20 protein-coding genes are annotated in these 16936 nt (G+C 52.4%); 4 read left to right on the top strand and 16 right to left on the bottom strand.

Going from position 1 to position 16936, the window contains the following annotated elements:
• Positions 1 to 4: 4 nt before the first annotated feature.
• The 14 genes from AB182_RS01170 to AB182_RS01235 all read right to left on the bottom strand — a co-directional run bounded on the left by AB182_RS01170 (position 5) and on the right by AB182_RS01235 (position 10165).
• Positions 5 to 2029 carry a ParB/RepB/Spo0J family partition protein gene (locus tag AB182_RS01170; RefSeq protein ID WP_047368822.1) on the bottom strand — a complete coding sequence of 675 codons (2025 nt, stop codon included), beginning with the start codon at positions 2027 to 2029 and terminating at the stop codon, positions 5 to 7.
• 232 nt (positions 2030 to 2261) lie between these two features.
• A complete protein-coding gene (locus tag AB182_RS01175) occupies positions 2262 to 2576 on the bottom strand; it encodes a hypothetical protein (protein WP_223883549.1) in 315 nt (104 codons plus the stop codon).
• A gap of 689 nt (positions 2577 to 3265) precedes the next feature.
• Positions 3266 to 3676 (bottom strand): DUF1380 family protein, encoded by a 411-nt coding sequence (locus tag AB182_RS01180; protein WP_047368823.1) that lies wholly within the window; start codon positions 3674 to 3676, stop codon positions 3266 to 3268.
• A 108-nt stretch (positions 3677 to 3784) separates the two neighbouring features.
• Complete coding sequence (locus AB182_RS01185) at positions 3785 to 3985, bottom strand: hypothetical protein (RefSeq protein WP_047368824.1); 201 nt, start codon at positions 3983 to 3985, stop codon at positions 3785 to 3787.
• A gap of 44 nt (positions 3986 to 4029) precedes the next feature.
• On the bottom strand, positions 4030 to 4461 hold the full coding sequence (locus AB182_RS01190) for an antirestriction protein (protein ID WP_047368825.1): 432 nt from the start codon (positions 4459 to 4461) through the stop codon (positions 4030 to 4032).
• A 411-nt stretch (positions 4462 to 4872) separates the two neighbouring features.
• On the bottom strand, positions 4873 to 5289 hold the full coding sequence (locus AB182_RS01195; protein WP_047368826.1) for a DUF1380 family protein: 417 nt from the start codon (positions 5287 to 5289) through the stop codon (positions 4873 to 4875).
• Positions 5290 to 5344: 55 nt separating this feature from the next.
• Complete coding sequence (locus AB182_RS01200) at positions 5345 to 5566, bottom strand: hypothetical protein (RefSeq protein ID WP_047368827.1); 222 nt, start codon at positions 5564 to 5566, stop codon at positions 5345 to 5347.
• On the bottom strand, positions 5563 to 6255 hold the full coding sequence (locus AB182_RS01205) for a DNA methylase (RefSeq protein ID WP_047368828.1): 693 nt from the start codon (positions 6253 to 6255) through the stop codon (positions 5563 to 5565). The genes AB182_RS01200 and AB182_RS01205 overlap by 4 nt, the downstream gene beginning before the upstream one ends.
• Before the next feature lie 312 nt (positions 6256 to 6567).
• A complete protein-coding gene (locus AB182_RS01210) occupies positions 6568 to 6801 on the bottom strand; it encodes a hypothetical protein (RefSeq protein WP_223883550.1) in 234 nt (77 codons plus the stop codon).
• A gap of 290 nt (positions 6802 to 7091) precedes the next feature.
• Positions 7092 to 7913 carry an N-6 DNA methylase gene (locus tag AB182_RS01215; protein WP_047368829.1) on the bottom strand — a complete coding sequence of 274 codons (822 nt, stop codon included), beginning with the start codon at positions 7911 to 7913 and terminating at the stop codon, positions 7092 to 7094.
• Positions 7913 to 8185, bottom strand: coding sequence for a hypothetical protein (locus AB182_RS01220; protein WP_047368830.1), 273 nt, complete (start codon positions 8183 to 8185; stop codon positions 7913 to 7915). The genes AB182_RS01215 and AB182_RS01220 overlap by 1 nt, the downstream gene beginning before the upstream one ends.
• 371 nt (positions 8186 to 8556) lie before the next feature.
• Positions 8557 to 8805: a hypothetical protein gene (locus AB182_RS01225; protein ID WP_047368831.1), complete on the bottom strand. Its 249-nt coding sequence runs from the start codon at positions 8803 to 8805 to the stop codon at positions 8557 to 8559.
• Positions 8806 to 9222, bottom strand: a complete 417-nt coding sequence (locus AB182_RS01230; RefSeq protein ID WP_052958799.1) for a plasmid partitioning/stability family protein — start codon at positions 9220 to 9222, stop codon at positions 8806 to 8808.
• On the bottom strand, positions 9209 to 10165 hold the full coding sequence (locus tag AB182_RS01235) for a plasmid segregation protein ParM (protein WP_047368832.1): 957 nt from the start codon (positions 10163 to 10165) through the stop codon (positions 9209 to 9211). The genes AB182_RS01230 and AB182_RS01235 overlap by 14 nt, the downstream gene beginning before the upstream one ends.
• 412 nt (positions 10166 to 10577) lie before the next feature.
• Here AB182_RS01235 and AB182_RS01240 point away from each other — a divergent pair, with 412 nt between their 5' ends.
• The 3 genes from AB182_RS01240 to AB182_RS01250 all read left to right on the top strand — a co-directional run bounded on the left by AB182_RS01240 (position 10578) and on the right by AB182_RS01250 (position 12951).
• The gene (locus AB182_RS01240; RefSeq protein WP_047368833.1) at positions 10578 to 10835 is read left to right on the top strand and encodes a hypothetical protein; all 258 of its coding nucleotides are present in this window, start codon (positions 10578 to 10580) and stop codon (positions 10833 to 10835) included.
• Positions 10836 to 11248: 413 nt separating this feature from the next.
• The gene (umuD, locus tag AB182_RS01245; RefSeq protein WP_047368834.1) at positions 11249 to 11677 is read left to right on the top strand and encodes a translesion error-prone DNA polymerase V autoproteolytic subunit; all 429 of its coding nucleotides are present in this window, start codon (positions 11249 to 11251) and stop codon (positions 11675 to 11677) included.
• Entirely contained in the window at positions 11677 to 12951 is a 1275-nt protein-coding gene (locus AB182_RS01250; RefSeq protein WP_047368835.1) for a Y-family DNA polymerase, read from the top strand. The genes umuD and AB182_RS01250 overlap by 1 nt, the downstream gene beginning before the upstream one ends.
• Before the next feature lie 220 nt (positions 12952 to 13171).
• On the opposite strand, the gene AB182_RS01255 is transcribed toward AB182_RS01250, so the two are convergent.
• Together AB182_RS01255 and AB182_RS01260 are read right to left on the bottom strand one after the other, a co-directional pair.
• Complete coding sequence (locus AB182_RS01255; protein WP_047368836.1) at positions 13172 to 14137, bottom strand: ParB family protein; 966 nt, start codon at positions 14135 to 14137, stop codon at positions 13172 to 13174.
• The gene (locus tag AB182_RS01260; protein WP_047368888.1) at positions 14137 to 15342 is read right to left on the bottom strand and encodes an AAA family ATPase; all 1206 of its coding nucleotides are present in this window, start codon (positions 15340 to 15342) and stop codon (positions 14137 to 14139) included. The genes AB182_RS01255 and AB182_RS01260 overlap by 1 nt, the downstream gene beginning before the upstream one ends.
• Positions 15343 to 16192: 850 nt before the next feature.
• Here AB182_RS01260 and AB182_RS01265 point away from each other — a divergent pair.
• On the top strand, positions 16193 to 16903 hold the full coding sequence (locus tag AB182_RS01265; RefSeq protein WP_047368837.1) for a replication initiation protein: 711 nt from the start codon (positions 16193 to 16195) through the stop codon (positions 16901 to 16903).
• Positions 16904 to 16936: the final 33 nt, after the last annotated feature.

Consider the following 16936-nt stretch of genomic DNA (forward strand, 5'->3'; position numbering starts at 1 on the left):
TGAGTTATGCGGCGTGGTCAGTCGCGGACGGGGTGGCGGTCGTGTTGGTGCTGGCGTCGTCGGCAGCGGTCATCGGCTGCGGACGGGTCATCCAGTCCGGCACCCAGCGTGTATCAGTGAGAATGTCCTGCGCGAGCGTAGCGGCATCACCTTTTTTGAGTTTCAGGACGTCGCGGGAGCGTTCGGCAAATCCGGACTCCTGCACCGCATCGGCAATCTGATCTTTGCTGATTTTGCTGAAATAGTTCTCAGCGGTCGGTTGCCACCATTCGTACAAGTCGATATCGAGCGCGGTTTCCAGCACGTCCAGTGGGCTGCGGTCTGTTTTGCCGTTTGCCCGTTTCTGCACCCCATTGACGGCAGAGGCCACGCAGAAGGCCAGCAGTGCCTGGACAGCCTGCTCGCTCCATTCGAGCAACCAGGTAAAATCCTGTTTCCAGTTCGCAGGAAGCATTGCCTGGAGTGCTGCCTGTTGTCCCTGAATCGCCAGCCATGCCGCCCCCTCCCTGCCTGACGGCGCATTACTTTGCAGTGTCCAGGTCTGCTGATGCAGATTGATACACAGTGGTGCCTGCACACCTGTACACCAGTCCCCTTCAAACACCTCGCGGCAGAATGTCCAGGTCAGGAGCGCCATCGACACTTTTGGGCTTGTTGCGAGGACGGCCTGAGTGACGAGAGAACGTTCAGCGGACAGCGTTTCGACCAGGTTTGCTGAAAATGCGTCTGCTTTGATGTCCGGCTGACGCAGGGTGATCACGCCGTTTTCATTTGTAACGTCTGCATCCTGTGAACGGGTTTTCGGCAGGTCTTCCACTTTGCCGATGGCTCGCTGGATGTAAAAATCGCTGCCGTCACGACTCATGGAAACCACAATGCCCAGACCCGCCTTAAATTCCGGTGTCAGCTGGCGATTAACTGCCGCCGCCTCCAGATCTTCCAGTTCCTGCTGGAACTGGTTTTCGTCGTCATAGTTATCGGATTCCTCAAGGGCAGCATCCAGTGCTTCAATGCGTTGCCGTTCGGCAGCGGTGTACTCCGGTTCAGGCATGGCGAAATACCAGGATTTATTATCCGGATGGTAATTTTTGACAGGTTCAATACGGGCCAGGCTCCAGCCCCACCCTTCTTCCTGTTGCAGGCGCAGCGCCTCTGCATCAAGTTTGCTCTGAACAAGACGGTTAACCAGCAGGGTGTCTGCCCATCCTTCCGTTTCTACCGAGAATAAATCGCGGCGCAGTGCTCCCCCTTCGGCTTCATAGGCTTCCGGGCCAACAAATCGGAATGCCGGAGAGGCCATCGTCATTTCCCCGGATACGATCTGATTACGCAGCCAGGTCAGTTGAGGGACGCCGTTGCCATAATATTGTTTTGCCGCCGTCCAGATTTGCACCTGACGGGCCTGATCAGGCTCCAGCGTCAGTACCTGGCACTGTTCCAGGGTGATGGCATCGTTTGCCAGTTCCTGAATCAGTTCCGGGGCAAGGTTTGCGAGTTTCAGACAGCGCTCCACGTGGCGTACCGTGTAGCCCAGCAGATCAGCAATCTGTGCGGCGGTCTGCCCTTCCTCTGAACGCATGCGGAAACTGATAAGCTGTTCTGCCGGATGCATGGCCTTGCGCTTCATGTTCTCGATGTAGGATGCATCCTTTGCCAGTTCGACCGGGATGGCCTTTACCGGGACAAAAAGCTGGTCAGCGGCGATAAAACCTTCTTCAACCAGTTTTGCCGTGGCGGTCATGCGCCCACGTCCCCCGACCACACCCCGGCGGCCCCCCGGCAGATTAATGACAATCAGGTTTTGCAGGATACCCACCGCTTTGATAGTCGCCGCCAGACTCGCAATCTCTTCCGGGGTGTGCGGGATAATACGGGCGTTATATTCCGTATCGACCAGATCAGAAAATGCCACCATTTCAAGCGGAGACTGTGCCAGTGCCGCCTCCACGCTGGCAGTCTGTACGGCAGTCGCTTTTCGTGCGCGGGTGGATTTGGCAGGTGCTTTTGCCTTAGTATTGGTGTCAGCCATTAGTGTTTCCTCTACGTTACGTTGATGGTGATGCCGTGACCGGATAGCCCTCCGGTCACGGCGCTAATATTCAGTTATGCGTTATCGATTCGCGCCGGATGTACCGCCAGCTCTGCCAGGACGGTTACAGGGAGCTGAGTTTCAGTCGTCTGGATCAGTGAACTGTTTTCAGGTGTGGTCATAATGCTCTCCGGCGTTTCCTTTAAAAGCCGCCCCTGTGGGCGGCGGCGTGTTAAATGTTGATCCCATTGCGCGCGATCAGACGCACAAACTGTTTGAAATGGTCAGCCTCGACCACCGGAACGTGGCAAAAATCTTTATCCACACCCGCACTGACGATGTAGTGATAAGCCCTTTTCATTTTTTCCGGGGCGCGGCTGCGATAGCTTTTCAGCGACGCGAGGGAGTCGAACTCCAACACATCCATTTCCTCCGTTGAGTTTTTCTCGCCTTCGGCGATCAGAATGAGTAAAGGCGAGGGGTTTTTAATCCATCTTCCGGCGGTTTCTTCTCCGGCGCTTTTGACGTTGACGTTCTGTGTGTGCATCCTGGTTTTCTCCTTCGGTGACGGTTAATCCATCTCCCTTGGCTGGTACTCTCGCGGCAACGGGCCAGGTAGCGACGGCGAACGGAAAAGACCAGGGCGCGCCTGCGCGTGCACTTCACCCTGGTGTTTTTCGGGCGAACGGTGCTACAGCAGCCCTCCGCGTGAGGACAGCAGTGGGAGATGGCCTCACCGGACTGACAGAATGCACACACACGACCCGGCAACGTCACACCGCCGGGTCGCCCTTAAAGCGCCGGCGCCCGTCGCCGGCGCGGTGAGAGCGGCGCGTCCCCCGGACGCAGCAAGCGCGCCCCGGACGTTGCCATCGGACACTAGCGAGCAGCCCGAAACCCGAAGGGGTTCGGCGGAGCTTAGCCGGCGGCCTGCCGCCGGGTTAGCGGAGTGTGGCCCTGACGACCCGGCCGGCACGGACGGGAAGCCGAAGGGGGCCATGTTCAGGCTGTTTTCAGTGAAGCTGGCCGGGTGCCAGAGACAACGGCAGACCACAACCCACCGGAACAGGACGCATAACGGCACTGTCTGCACGACATCCCGGCAGACCTGCATAACTGAACGATGTAAGGTGGGGAGAGACGCCGCGCCCGTGGCGCGGGGTTTCCCGCACCGCCGCGCAGCGGCAGGGTTTTCCGCCGTCCCAAAGGGGGGCACCGGGCTTCCCTGCCCGTCTCTTATTTGCCCAGCGTTTTTCTCAGAGCGTCCAGTGCCCGGGCCTCATCCGGGTAGTTGCGCGCGGCCGCCCCCTCTCCCCCCTGTATGTCCTCCAGTCGCATAAATTCACCTGCCAGCGCCAGCACATTTTTCAGCGCGGCGGCAGGCACACTGATTTGACGGTGCCAGGCTTCTTCCTCACGCAGGTTTTCCAGAATGCACACGAGGGTATCCTCCCCCACGCCGCACACATGCTTGTCATCCAGACTGTCAATCAGCGCGACGATGCGCGCCGCCATAATCTCAGTCACGTGGTATTCAGCCAGGCAGTCCTGCACGTCCTCTTTTGTCCAGACAATCAGTGCCAGCGGCTCATCCGGTTTGTATTGCTCAGTCAGTGCGGCGCACAGCGCCTCAGTGGTTCCGTACATATTTTTTCTCTCTCAGGGGCGGCAACGCCGCCCGGTCAGACTATCGTGCTCATCAGGGCACGGCAGGTACTGGTGAACAAAAGCGGGAGTCCGCTTTTTTACGGTGTTCTATTCGCGTGGAACAGTCCGGCCACCCTGTATGATGAACTGGTTGCATAAATACACGCTGACCTGGCATGTCATGTATTCACACATCGAATCGAGGATTTTTGCGGTAGTGACGGGAGGCAGCTCCATGTCCCGGCGGCGTTGGTTAATCAGTTCCTTGTACTGCCTGAGAATATTGCGGGTATCAGTGCTGAGTTCCATGTTTATCTCCTGGGGGGCGGCAGCGCCGCCCCGTTGTGATTCTGTCAGTCCAGCGCGCGCTGAATAACAGCGGCATCCGGGTGGGTTTCAATAAACGCCATGAGCGCTGAAAAGCGGTTGCAGAAATGGGCGCACAACTCGTCATTGTCATGGTGACTGTGATAAAAACTGCGGTGATTGAGCACCAGTGCCGTCACGATGATGCCCGCGACTTCGCCGCTCACCTCCTGCTCAAACCAGTTATCCGGGTTGCAGAACATGACAGTTTCCCTGTCCGGCACCATGAAACCTGCACCATCCGGCAGGCTGTAGTACTCCCAGAATCCCCCGTTGTAGCCGTCGATATACCGGCTGGCATAGGCATACACGGACAACTCGGACAACATGAAATCGCTGCTGAACAGGGACGGCAAAAAAGTCAGGCGCTGTGCGCCGTCAAGACGTGTCGCATCGGTGTGGCTGAGTGTGGTGATCATAAATCCTCCGCTGGTTAAGTGGGTTACTGTTCCGGCTTGCGCCGTGCCGACACGACAGCCCGGCGGTCAGCGGAAGAATGCAAGGGCGACACCGGAAGCCGCACGCGCCGTTGTGAGCGGGCTGAATGCGCCGCGAACAACGGGGAACGGGTGAGGATGGCGAGCGCCAGCGTCCCTTGCAGGCGCCGCAGCCGGGCTACAGTGAAGGCACGGCGTTAGCCGTCACCGCACGGAGGTCAGCATTATCAGTGGTCCGGTCGCAGCCCGCAGGGATACGGCCGGACATCAGGGAGGAGCAGCGCGACACCCTTTTTCCCGTAAGGCGTCGCCCGCCAGGGTGAAGCCGGGTAACAGCGGAGCCGGCGACAACCTTATGGGCTGCAAAAAGCCGGGGGAATCCCCCCGGCCTCATCAGGCGGCCATCAGCGTTTTGATGGTGTCCACATCCTGCATGGCGCGTTTAATACTCACGGGTGTCGGATGCCCTTCTTCCCATGCAAGCCCTTCCTGGTGCACCAGTTCGGCTTCATGGCGGGCAATCAGGCGTTGCAGGACATCCACCGGGACCGGTACTGTCCGGGTTGCATCTTCCCGGATACGTGCCAGCAGGGTTCTCACCGTCTCATGCGAAAATCCGTCTCGCTGGTAGTCCGCCATTGAAAGGCTTCCGGCCTGCAACATGAGTTGTTCTGTTTCCTGGTCTGACGGGTGCATACTGTTGCAGGCGGCCCGGATACTCTCTTGTGTCCAGATGAACAGCAGCAGGGGCTCTTTCGCTTTGAACATACGGACCAGTTCGTCACAGGCTTCTTTGCGGTTACGGTACATCGTGATTTCCCTCTTTTTTGTCAGTTGACCGGGCATGTCATGCCCGGCAGTGGTGTTAGTCCTGAAAACTCTCGTCCAGCTCCAGCATCTCCCGGTAGGCCTCCAGAAAACGGGCATTGATCCGTCTCAGGGTCTGAGCGGCCATGCGTCCGGCCAGCGTGGCCGAATCATGCCGGTGCTCTGATTCCAGACGGTTCAGCATCATCCGGACGTCACACATGGCGTTGCTGAGCGCTGCGACGTCGGCGCGCAATGCTTCCAGTCCCGGGTAATTCATGCGGCCTCCGGCCAGTCAGGATGAAAGGCGCCATCGTTGGCCGCCGGCATCCGGCGCGCCCGTTCGACCTGCGCCAGACGGCGGACGCCGGCGGCGTGGTATTCCTCAAGCAGTTCGATGCCGATATAACGACGGCTGGCTTCGGCGGCTGCCACGCAGGTCGATCCGGAACCCGCAAACGGGTCGAGGATGATCGCACCCGGGCGTGTGAGGGATTCGATGAGCGGGCGAAGGCTCTGCACCGGTTTTTCCGTCGGGTGGTGGCGGTTGCCCGTGTATTTCCAGGGAATGACGTCAGGGATGGGGCAATCCGGTGTCTGCGGCCGCCCTTTGGCCAGCAGATAGGCACTTTCGTGGGTGTAGCCCACAAACGTGGATTTCGAGGCATACGTTTTGGCAAATACCACGTGCCCGACAATCCGGAAGCCGGCCTGTTTCCAGGCGTTAATGAACAGATCGGCACGGTTCCACGCGTAGAAACTGACCATCAGGCTGTCCTGTTTCAGCACGCGGTACATCTGCTGGCAGGCAGGCTCCAGCCATTCCGGCGTGTTATCGCCGGCGAGCGTGCGGCCTGAACGGTCGCGGTAGCCGACGAGATACGGCGGATCGGTCAGAATAAAATCGACGGCACGGGACGGAAAACGGGACATGACCTGCACACAGTCACCCAGGATAAAACGGGACATAGCACTCTCCTCTCTCATATGCGGCACCCTCTTGCGCCGTGCCGACACAAAAGCCCGGCTTTAAGCGGCAGGCGAAAAGGGCGTCACCGCAAGCCGCACGCGCCGCTGTGAGCGGGCTGAATGCACCGTGAACAGCGGGGAACGGGTGAGGATGACGGCGTCAGCGCACCCTTAGAGACGACGCGGCCGGGCTAGCGTGAAGGCACGGCGTGCAAACACACCGGCGCCCGTCACAACGGGGGACGGTTCTGTCGCGGAGCGCAGCGACCTCCTTTCGCAAAAGAGGCCGCCCGAAGGCGACCGGCAGGCTTACTACTCCCGCATCCTTTCGATGGCCATCTCCAGTGTGTACCAGTTGAACCCCACCTCTGCATCATGCTGGTCGTCGGCGATTTCCATCGCCGCCTCAATGTCTTCATCTGTCAGCGAGGGATCGAGAGAAAGAAAATCCTCCGCCAGCCAGAACGTCCCCAGACAGAGGGCATCTTCCGGGTATCTCTGCAACCGCGCGATAAGGCCGGCAATGGTCATTGGGGATCTGTGCATGTTTGTCTCCGGTATAGTGCGGCCAGACAGGATTGCCTGCGCCGTGCCGGCACACAAGCCCGGTGAAAAGCCGAAGTCGGAGGGGCGACACCGCAAGCCGCAGCGCAAAACCTTTACGGGCTGAATGCGCCGTAAAGGGTGCGAACGGGTGAGGATGGCGAGCGGCAGCGGTACCCGGATGACGATGCGGCCGGGCTACCGTGAAGGCACGGTGCAGGTGGAAGCATATCCGGCTCCGGCTGGCGAATTTCGTCAGTCCGGAAAAAAGCGGGCCAGGCCCGCTTCGGATATCAGCAAAGCCGGGACATAAATGCCCGCATGGCCTGGATGCGCTCATGCGACCGTATCCGTTCCTGCCAGTCATTGAAGAACCAGACTGGAGTATGACGCGTCAGGTTCATCTGCAGTGTCAGGGTATTGCCGGTGTTCACCGTGGCCGGAATGCCCAGCAGGCTGAGTTGCACAAACGTCATGTCTGCCGCCAGTGGATCGATATCAATGGTGGTGACCAGAAGCTGTGTCGCGGGATTCAGCCCGGCCTGCAGCATAATCTCCGCAAATGCAATGACCATGCCCCCTGCCCCGCTTGTTGGCTCCTGCAGACTGATAAAGGGGCAGGATTTCAGCTGCGCCAGTAAGTCACCGGCGGCCAGCTGCGCCAGCAAAGATGAAACGGAATGCGGCGTGAAGTATTGCCCCATCTCATCGGCTCCCAGCTCAAGCTCCATGTAAACCGAACCCAGAAAATCCTGGTGCGCTTCTGAGAGCGCAGCGACCATGAGCGAAAACAGCGTATGCATCCGGTCGATATCCGACGCTTTATAGCGGGCGATAATCTGGCTGCAGCGCGCCCTGCTTTCCGGCGTGTGAATGCGGACCAGATCCAGTTCGCTGGCCGCCAGGGTGACAAAATCACGAAAGACCTCACTGCGCCGCAGATACGTCGCTGTCTGGCAGAATTCATCAATGAAGGCCTGCCGCGTTTGCCCCCGGACTTTGCGTGCAGGAACGCTAACAACTGCGGGCAGTGCCCGGGCAGCTGTCAGGTCTGAAACGGGTACTGATGGCGTGATGGCCATATCCGGTGCATCAAACATAGAGAGCTGAGACATTACGCCCCCTCCCCTGGCAGCGTGATAAAAAGACCGTCCATGGGTGCAGCTGCAGCAACAGGATAGCCTGAGACAATCCAGACCTGCAGATAATCCGGTCCCGCATCCCAGAAGGCCACAAGTTCTTCGCTGTCTGCCGGTGGGGTGAAATTATCCGGGAACTGCAGACCGGGCACAGTCATGATCCAGTCAAACAGGTCCAGGACCTGGTCTGTTGAAAGTGATGATTCTTTAGATTCTTTTGCTGCGGTGTTGACGTTTTTCTGTGACATGTTGGATTTCCTCCGGGTTAAGTTGATGTTTCTCTGAGTTCCTTCGCCGCAGAAACAGGCAACCCACACGGAGACAAGGAGGATGCAGGGAGAACGACAAAGCCGCAGCCCGGAGCCTGCGAAGGGACCGGGTGCCGTCGTTCAGCTCTGCGGTCCTTGCAGCCGACGGCCGTGTGGGACAGTCCTGTGCGGTGAAGAACGGGAGAGACATCAGTTCGGGGACAGAACAGGTCACAGTTCCGGAACGCAACGCGTGACGGGCTAAAGCGTGCCGGTACGGCACAGTGAAAGCGACATGGCCAGAGGCCATTGTCAGCGCATAAAAAAACCCGCGGAAGCGGGTTTATGTGTCGCAATATGAGAAGGGTTGGTTACTTTTTCTTTTCTTCCACAGTCAGTATCACCCCGCCGCAGATCAGCAGGGCATACACCAGTTGCAGTATGATTTTCACGGCAACCGACACATCATCAAACATTACAAGCGGGACGATCGCCAGAGTGCTGGCAAGAAGCATATTCTGCCCCACCGACTTCATGCGGGTCCGCAGCTGCTGTTCTGGCACACCGGCCTTAAGGAACATGGTTGCAGTAACGCTTTTAACCCGGGAGGTGAATGTCATTTACATCCCCTTTTTAGACTGGCCAAACATCGCCCTGGCATTGTCGCGGGTCTCGTCATCAGACGGAGCCGGTAACCTGTCTTTTGAGTCGCGATCCTGAACCACTGTCGCTGCTGGCTTACGGTTAACCAGCCCCTTCATCTCTTCGGGAAATACAGCCTGCATCACCATCACCATTTCTTCGAAAGTGGTGTTTTCGTTCAGCAGCTCGGCCAGCATATTTGCCAGCCGGGGATCCTGTTTACGCAGCGCAAAACCAGCCAGCATCGTGGCACGCCAGACACGGCCCCTTTCTCCCTGAGAGATTCTGTCTATTTCATCACAGACATAGCGCTCTGCCTCACTGCTCTCCGGGTTCAGGTAAAACATAATCTTGCGACGGGTATCCGGTTTGTCCATGTTCTCAGCCAATTTCATGCATGCCATTCACCAGGTCATATTGCGGACTCTCGCTGATGAAAAACCTGTCTTCACGTAGCCCACAATGTTTTTTGACCGCACCGGCGATGAGTTCAGCACCGCCACCAATAACCATAACATGAGAATACCCGTTAAAGCTGCTGATCGGCTCAAGAACACGTGTGATCAGGCGCTGATGTGAATCATGGAGTGCCGCCTTCACAAGCTCAAGACGGGAGAGATCATTAATACGCTTACTCAGGAATTCCTCATCATGGCGGTGGATAATGATTTCATCCGCAAGAAGGCTGCTGCTGCGGGTACGGGCCATACTCAGTGCAGCGCGCACGTCCTGGGTCATCAGCGAGACGCCCAGTTCCGGGTTGCCATAAATACGTGAAATACCGCGCATACGCGCCCTGACATGAGAGATATCGAGCGTGGTCCCGCCCAGGTCAATAATCAGCATTGAATCCAGATCATCCAGGTCCTTCACCACGCTGTAGCCTGCCGGGATTGACTCAGGCATTACGTCGACGTTGCGGATAACAAAGGTTTTCCCGCCATTCAGCGTCACCGGCCGCATCAGGCTCTCCTGCTTGCGCCGGATATTTTCTTCGCAGGGCTGGTTGTCACGGTTGTAAAACTCGGCGAGCGGCAGCGTGACAACAATATCCACTTCCTGTGGTTCAATTCCCGTTTTCAGGAGGGCGTGGTGAACGGCCACCACATTCACGTCACTGTACTGCCAGGCCACATTGGTGGTCACCAGAGCGTCCGCGCTGATGGGATCGAAGGAATACTGCTCACCGTTAAAGGCGTAGTTAAACACCGGCTCTGAACCGAAGGTCACCGCCCACTCACGCTTAAAGCTGTTGGGGCTGATAAGCCGTTTGACTTCGTTGCCGTCCGTCCACTGCATTTTGATATTGGTGGAACCATCATCGATAAAGAACTTCATGCTGTGACTCCTGAGATTTTTTGGTATATGTAATAGTCATAAAAAGGTAATTATATGAGATAAATAAGAGAACTATTTATACAGTACACCCTAAAAGGGACGTTATCAATACAAAAAAGAGATAAATTAGAGAACTATTAGTAATTAATTGGAGACTTCACAGAGAAAATTTGTGTAAGGCAATACTGATTTGTAGAGCTTGAGAACAGTGCATCGGCAACGACAATGTCGCCGTGATGTGCCGGCACGCTGGATAAAAGAGGGCTGGAGAGCTGAGGGAATTTTCTATATGCACCGCAGAGAGAATTACCCCGGCCAGTTTGATCGTTTTCATCGCTTGAAATCGCGTGTTGCACCAGTAGTAGCGTTGGCTCTGGCCTGCTAAATAGAGCTTTCAACCGGAGGAAAATACATGAGACTTGAAGCTTTTCAGATAAACAATATAGTCAGGGATGATCTGGGTATTTTTACAGACGGGGTGATTATTCGCGACAACCATGTGTTAATTACGCTGAATCTCCCAGATGGCCAGAAAACCGCTATTGAGGGTGAATGGCGGCATATATCGGACGCCGATAGACTGTTAGATCGTATTGAAATGCTGCAATATGCGATTTATGAGCAGTATCAGGAATATAGAGCAATTATTCCTGCCAGATGGGCCAGATAAAATCACCGGCGAGCAGGACGTTCGCCAGTGGCCTTTTTTAATCCCTCTCATTTATCCCCGCTTCCCGTGGTCAGCCCGCTGATGCAGTACACCATTCATTACCCACATGGTTATCCCCCGTTTCTGTGGATAATCAACCTCTAGCAATGCGGACTGACTACCGGAACAACGCATCCTGTGTCATCCCCAAAAGCCGTACAGTCCTCCCCTGACCCGCTGCCCCCCCTAAAAATTCTTTCACACCTGGACAGTCCGGCACTATCGGAAAAAATGACCAGACAAAGAGCCCCTGAGACTCTATTTATTTTTGATGAAAATACAGCCAATTAAACTCCGGACGCACGATTGATCTTGAAACCTCAGTAAAACAAGAAATAATACTGTATATAAATACAGTATAAAAAGGAGGTTTTATGTTTCATTTTACTCGCCCGGCTATCAACCCGGAGCCATTCACAGCCCCTTTGTTTACGGAACGGTGCCAGGCCGGGTTCCCCAGTCCAGCCCAGGACTATGTTGAAGCAGAACTGGACCTGAATGAGTTTTGTATCCAGCGACGCAGTTCAACCTATTTTGTCCACGCAATAGGTAACTCCATGACCGATATAGGATTACACTCGGGGGATTTACTCATTGTCGATAAGGCTGAACGGGCACGTCACGGCGACATTGTCATTGCCGAGGTGGATGGAGAATTTACAGTAAAACGTCTGCTTTTAACTCCCCGCCCTGGCCTGCAGCCCATGAATCCTTCTTACCCTACTCTCTGGCCAGACCCGGAACACCTTCAGATATTCGGTGTGGTGATGGCATTCGTGCACAAAACCCGGGGACATGACTGATGTTCGCCCTTGCTGACGTCAATTCATTCTATGCAAGCTGTGAAAAGGTATTCCGGCCCGATCTTCGCACTGTTCCGGTAGTGGTTCTCAGCAATAACGATGGTTGTGTAATTGCAAGGTCGAAGGAAGCCAAGCAGTTAGGTATAAAAATGGGGATTCCCTGGTTCCAGCTGAAGAATATGCAATTTAGTGAAAAAGTGTACGCGTTTTCAAGCAATTATGAGCTCTACGCGAGCATGAGCAATCGTGTTATGAGCCATCTGGAAGAACTGGCTGTCCGGGTGGAAGCCTACAGTATTGATGAAATGTTCCTGGATATTCGCGGCATCGATGCCTGTATGAGCTTCGAGGATTTCGGCCGTCAGCTGCGCGAACATGTCAGGAACGGTACCGGCCTGACCATTGGTGTCGGTATGGGGCCTACCAAAACGCTGGCGAAGAGCGCTCAGTGGGCCTCAAAGGAGTGGACGCAGTTCGGGGGCGTTCTGGCCCTGACTCCCGGAAACCCTAAGCGAACGGAAAAAGTACTCTCTCTGCAGCCGGTCGAAGAAGTCTGGGGAGTCGGGAACAGAATTGCCAAAAAGCTCAGCATCATGGGCATTAAATCTGCACTACAGCTCGCACGCTCCAATACAGCTTTTATCCGGAAAAATTTCAGCGTCGTCCTCGAGCGCACTGTTCGGGAACTTAACGGAGAGAGCTGTATCGCGCTTGAAGAAGCACCACCGGCTAAACAACAGATTGTCTGTAGCCGGTCCTTCGGTGAAAGGATCGTTACGCTTGAGGGCATGAGGCAGGCAATATGTCAGTACGCTGAGCGTGCAGCAGAAAAATTACGCGGAGAACGTCAATTCTGCAGTCACATCTCAGTCTTTGTTAAATCATCCCCGTTCGCCGTAAACGAGCCGTATTACAGCAACGTAGCCTGCGAAAAACTACTTACCCCTACTCAGGATACCCGTGACATCATTGCCGCATCCCAGAGAGCGCTGGAGCGTATCTGGCGTGACGGCGTGCGGTTTGCCAAAGCAGGTATCATGTTGAATGATTTCACTTCGTCAGGGGTAGCTCAACTGAATCTGTTCGATGAACAATCGCCCCGGCCACACAGTCAGGAGCTAATGGCTGTTCTGGACAGTATCAACCAGTCGCGACTCGGACAACTGTGGTTTGCCGGCAGAGGTACTGCTCCTGAATGGCAAATGAAACGAGGAATGCTTTCGCCAGCTTATACCACGCGCTGGAAGGAAATTCCGAAAGCCAGGATCGGTTAAGCCCTGAGAATGCAGGCAGTGCTCGCCGCAGCCGAGTGACCGGGCAAAGCACGCGAGTGAGCGAGGAAGCACCAGGGCGCTGAGCTATATTTTACCTCTTACGCTCTGAGTACAGTTGAAAGCAAAGCTATAGGTTTAAAATCATGGCGATTTCACTATGAAATTCTATCGGAAAACGATAGTAAAACATGATGTTACAGTTGAAATCGCCATGGCGAATTTAACTTGAAAAATGCTTTTTAAGGATTGATTCGATCGCATTATCTATATCGTTTTGAACCTCTTTAGACATACGGTTGAATTCATAGGTAAGGTTGCGACCTTTGATTTTCTTGCGCGCGAATTTATCCTTTTCATCAAAATCCCAAAGAGGTGTAACTACTGCTTTATCTTTCAAAGGTGGCGAAACTAAAGATAGAGAAGTTTTAGATATCAACTTGAGCACTGCGTTTTTTTGTTCATCCTCAGCAAAACTGTCATCAGCGATAATGCTGTCCAGCTGGCTGGCTATATTCTCTACCAACACTTGGTAAGAGATTTGTTTTTGGCTTAATGACAGATCAATATCAAGTAGCGCTTTATAGTCACTAAATGATAGCTCTGATTGGATTGGAAAAAGCGAAATCAACTCTTGTGGTACCGCCGCCGCCTGCATCGCTCTTGTTACTTTAGCTTGAGAGAGTCCTTCCTGTTCAGCGATCTGTTTCTGACTCAAACCTGTTTCTTTCATAGCCAAAAGTCTGAGACCTATTTCACGAAGGTTATGTTCTTTGGCAGTCTGAATATCTTTGGCAAGTTGTCTTGCTTCTTCGTACGTTAACGACTCCGTTGTCGTCATCACATCGAGTGGAGCATGCACAAATATCGCAGCAGCCCGCCTGCGAGAACCATCGAGTATTTCAATTTTTTCTCGTTCTGTTACCCCTATACATGGGAAGAACTGCTGTAACTTGATGGTCTTGATAATATCTTTAAGAGATTCTTTTGTAAGAGCAGCCTGATCTCTTCCATTTGTTTCTTGTTTAACAAATGTTTGAGTAGAAACATCCGAAGCTGGAACTGTCATAAAACTAAATTTTACTTTACGCCCGGTTTTGAGTGTAAATATTTGCGTTCTTCCTTCTGCTGCCGTTGGCTCAACTGACAGCTGGGTATTTAATTGCCTTCCTATAGTTTTTCTCGACATTATTTACCTCCGTTTGAACGAACAAACTCAATCCGATCGAAGACTGCTTTAGCAAAGTCCTCAGCTGCTAATTTCGCATTCTTGAGTGCATCACTGCTTCCATCATATGTGACCGGATTGGCTGATATAACAGTATCAAATGTCTCCCCACTTCGTTCAAAACCATCCAGCCTGGGTAGAACCGCATCCAGCATGTCAGCACCAAAAACTTCCTTTGCCTGACTTAAACAAATTTTATGGTCAGGTTTATTCAGTATTTTTGACATGTAACCTATGTTTCCGATAAGCCGACATTCATGCCCTTCGGCCTCAATGCTTCCAATTAGATCAGGAAGACTCGCAACGAATTTCAGTGAAGAATGAAAATCGATGGTGGCAGGGGGAAGCGGGGTGAGGAGGATGTCAGCCGCTCCAATGCCATTTTTAAGGAAAGCATCAAGATGGGGACCAGTATCAATAAAAATAAAATCGTAATCTTTTTCTAACTTATCGATGATATTTTCTCTGAGCACCGCATGTATGTTTTGACCTGGCAAATTATCGTTGCACAGTTCTTTCCACCGTTCAGCCAAAAAAGCATCATCAATTGAAGCCGGAATAATATCGACTCCTGGAATCGTGGTTGGAACGATAAATTCTGACATCAGTTCTTCACGGCTTACATTCTGAAGCATTGCCTGAGCAGCCGTCTCTTCAACCAGGCCAACTGAAGATTCATGGCGAAGTAACATTGTCAGAGAAGCCTGAGGATCAAAATCGAGTGCTAAGACTCTGATATCTTCATAGAGAAGATGCGGGTGAGCCCTGAATGCATGTGCAAGCGTGGCTGTAGAAACAGATTTAGACCCACCACCTTTAAGATTCGCAACAAAAATTGTGAAAGCTTTTGGATGACGATCTCTGTACTTTGGTACTCCACGGTGTCGATATAAATCGATGACGTTTTGTAACGTCATCGCATACTTGACGGTATTCCCAGATGGTTTTTTATTGAATTCATAGCCATCTGATTCCATTTCATTCACAGCGTATTCAACACTGCCTTTGCTTAGCTTGGGTAATTTATAGAGAGATGCTTTGCTGTATACCTGGTAAAATTCATTTTGTTTTAATTCCTGTTTTTCTTCACGAACGTGTTCACTCAATGAAGTCAACATTTTGTGTGCTCTTGATGCTACCTTCTTCAACTGATCTAAGTTTCGCATGATGTTTACCTGATGACGTTTTTTGTCATTTTGACCAAAAAGCTTCATGTTGCAAGATATTATTCATGAGATTTTGGTATTTAGCACATTTCTTTCGAGGTAGTGTTCAACGGGGCATGTCTTTGGTTTAAGCATGTGGGAAATACCCCAACTTGGAATGCAATTTAATTACTATGGGAAAGAGGCCAAGTTCTTGTAAGGGTTATTTGTGGGAAACACCCCAAGTAAACAAGTTGTGGTACAAAGTTCCGTCTATCCAGTCAACGAACAGTATCCTGTACTTCCAAGCAGATAATCAGCTCCGTTGACTAATTATGGGAAACTGGCCAACTTATAAGTCAAACATTTATACCGCTCGCCGCAGACAAATGACCGAGCAGAGCGAGCGAATGGTCGAGGAAGCGGAATATCCACGGAGTATCAAAATGCTCTTACGCACAAGTAGAAGACTGACTGGATCATGTAAAATATGGGGAATACCCCAAGTTCTCTTTTAGTTTGTTCACATATCCACAGGCTTATTTTTAAAGGCATTTTTATTCTTTTTCATTTTTTTATAATTTTTCTACTTTTTAGCATTGCTGCAAGCCTTGGTATTACAGGCCTCAGGAGGGGGATCTATGGGAACGGGGGCAAGTAACTATGGGAAAAGCACCGAGTTTATATGGGATTTACACCAAGTTTATATGGGGAACACCCCAAGTTATCATGGGAGATACCCCAAGTTACTATGGGAAACACCCCAAGTTTTTCACTCCATGTCACTCTGTGGATAACTCGTTGTTAAAACTTGTCGAATCACAACTATCATGCCATGATATGGGTACTTCAAATCTTACCCATACAGAAAATGACAACTTCAACTGCTATAACTGCTCAAGCAAAAAAAGCAGTAAACATCAGTCAATCCAATGAATTGACTGAGGCTGCTTATCATCTTCCGTTACAGGCAAAACGAGTTTTATGGTTATGCCTTATGCAATGCTATTTCAACAAGGAGAACCCTGAAGAGGAGTCTCCAGTCTTCACTATTACTGTTGCCGATTATCAAAAGTATTTTAAAGTCGGTGTTGATACGGCATCTGGCGATGTTAAAAAGGGAGTGAATCTTCTCGCGGAAAGCAACGTAACTTTTTATCCAAAAGAAGGGGAATTTGAAGAGCTTAAACGTCCCTGGCTTGCGGAAGCGGGTCTAAAACGGGGTAGGGGAAAATGGCAAATCGAATTCAACTATAAAGTCATGCCATATCTTATGGGGCTAACCAGCCAATTTACAACCTATTCCCTGTATGATTGCGGCAAGCTTAAGAGCGTTAAGGTAATTCGTTTATACGAAAGCCTTTGCCAGTATCGTCAGTCTGGAATATGGATAACTACACCAGAATGGCTTTCTGAAAGGTTCATGTTACCAGCTTCGCAAAGGACAAATATGGCGGAGATGAAACGAACTTTTCTTAATCCGGCGCTTAAGAATATTAACGAAAGTACTCCCCTTAAGGCATCAATGTCTCAGGATGACAACGGGAAGCTGATTTTTACAATCTTGGATAAATCGGCCTGAACTTGGGGTATTTCCCATCAGGGCATCGAGAAA

It is taken from the genome of Phytobacter ursingii (genome assembly GCF_001022135.1).
Lineage (GTDB): Bacteria > Pseudomonadota > Gammaproteobacteria > Enterobacterales > Enterobacteriaceae > Phytobacter > Phytobacter ursingii.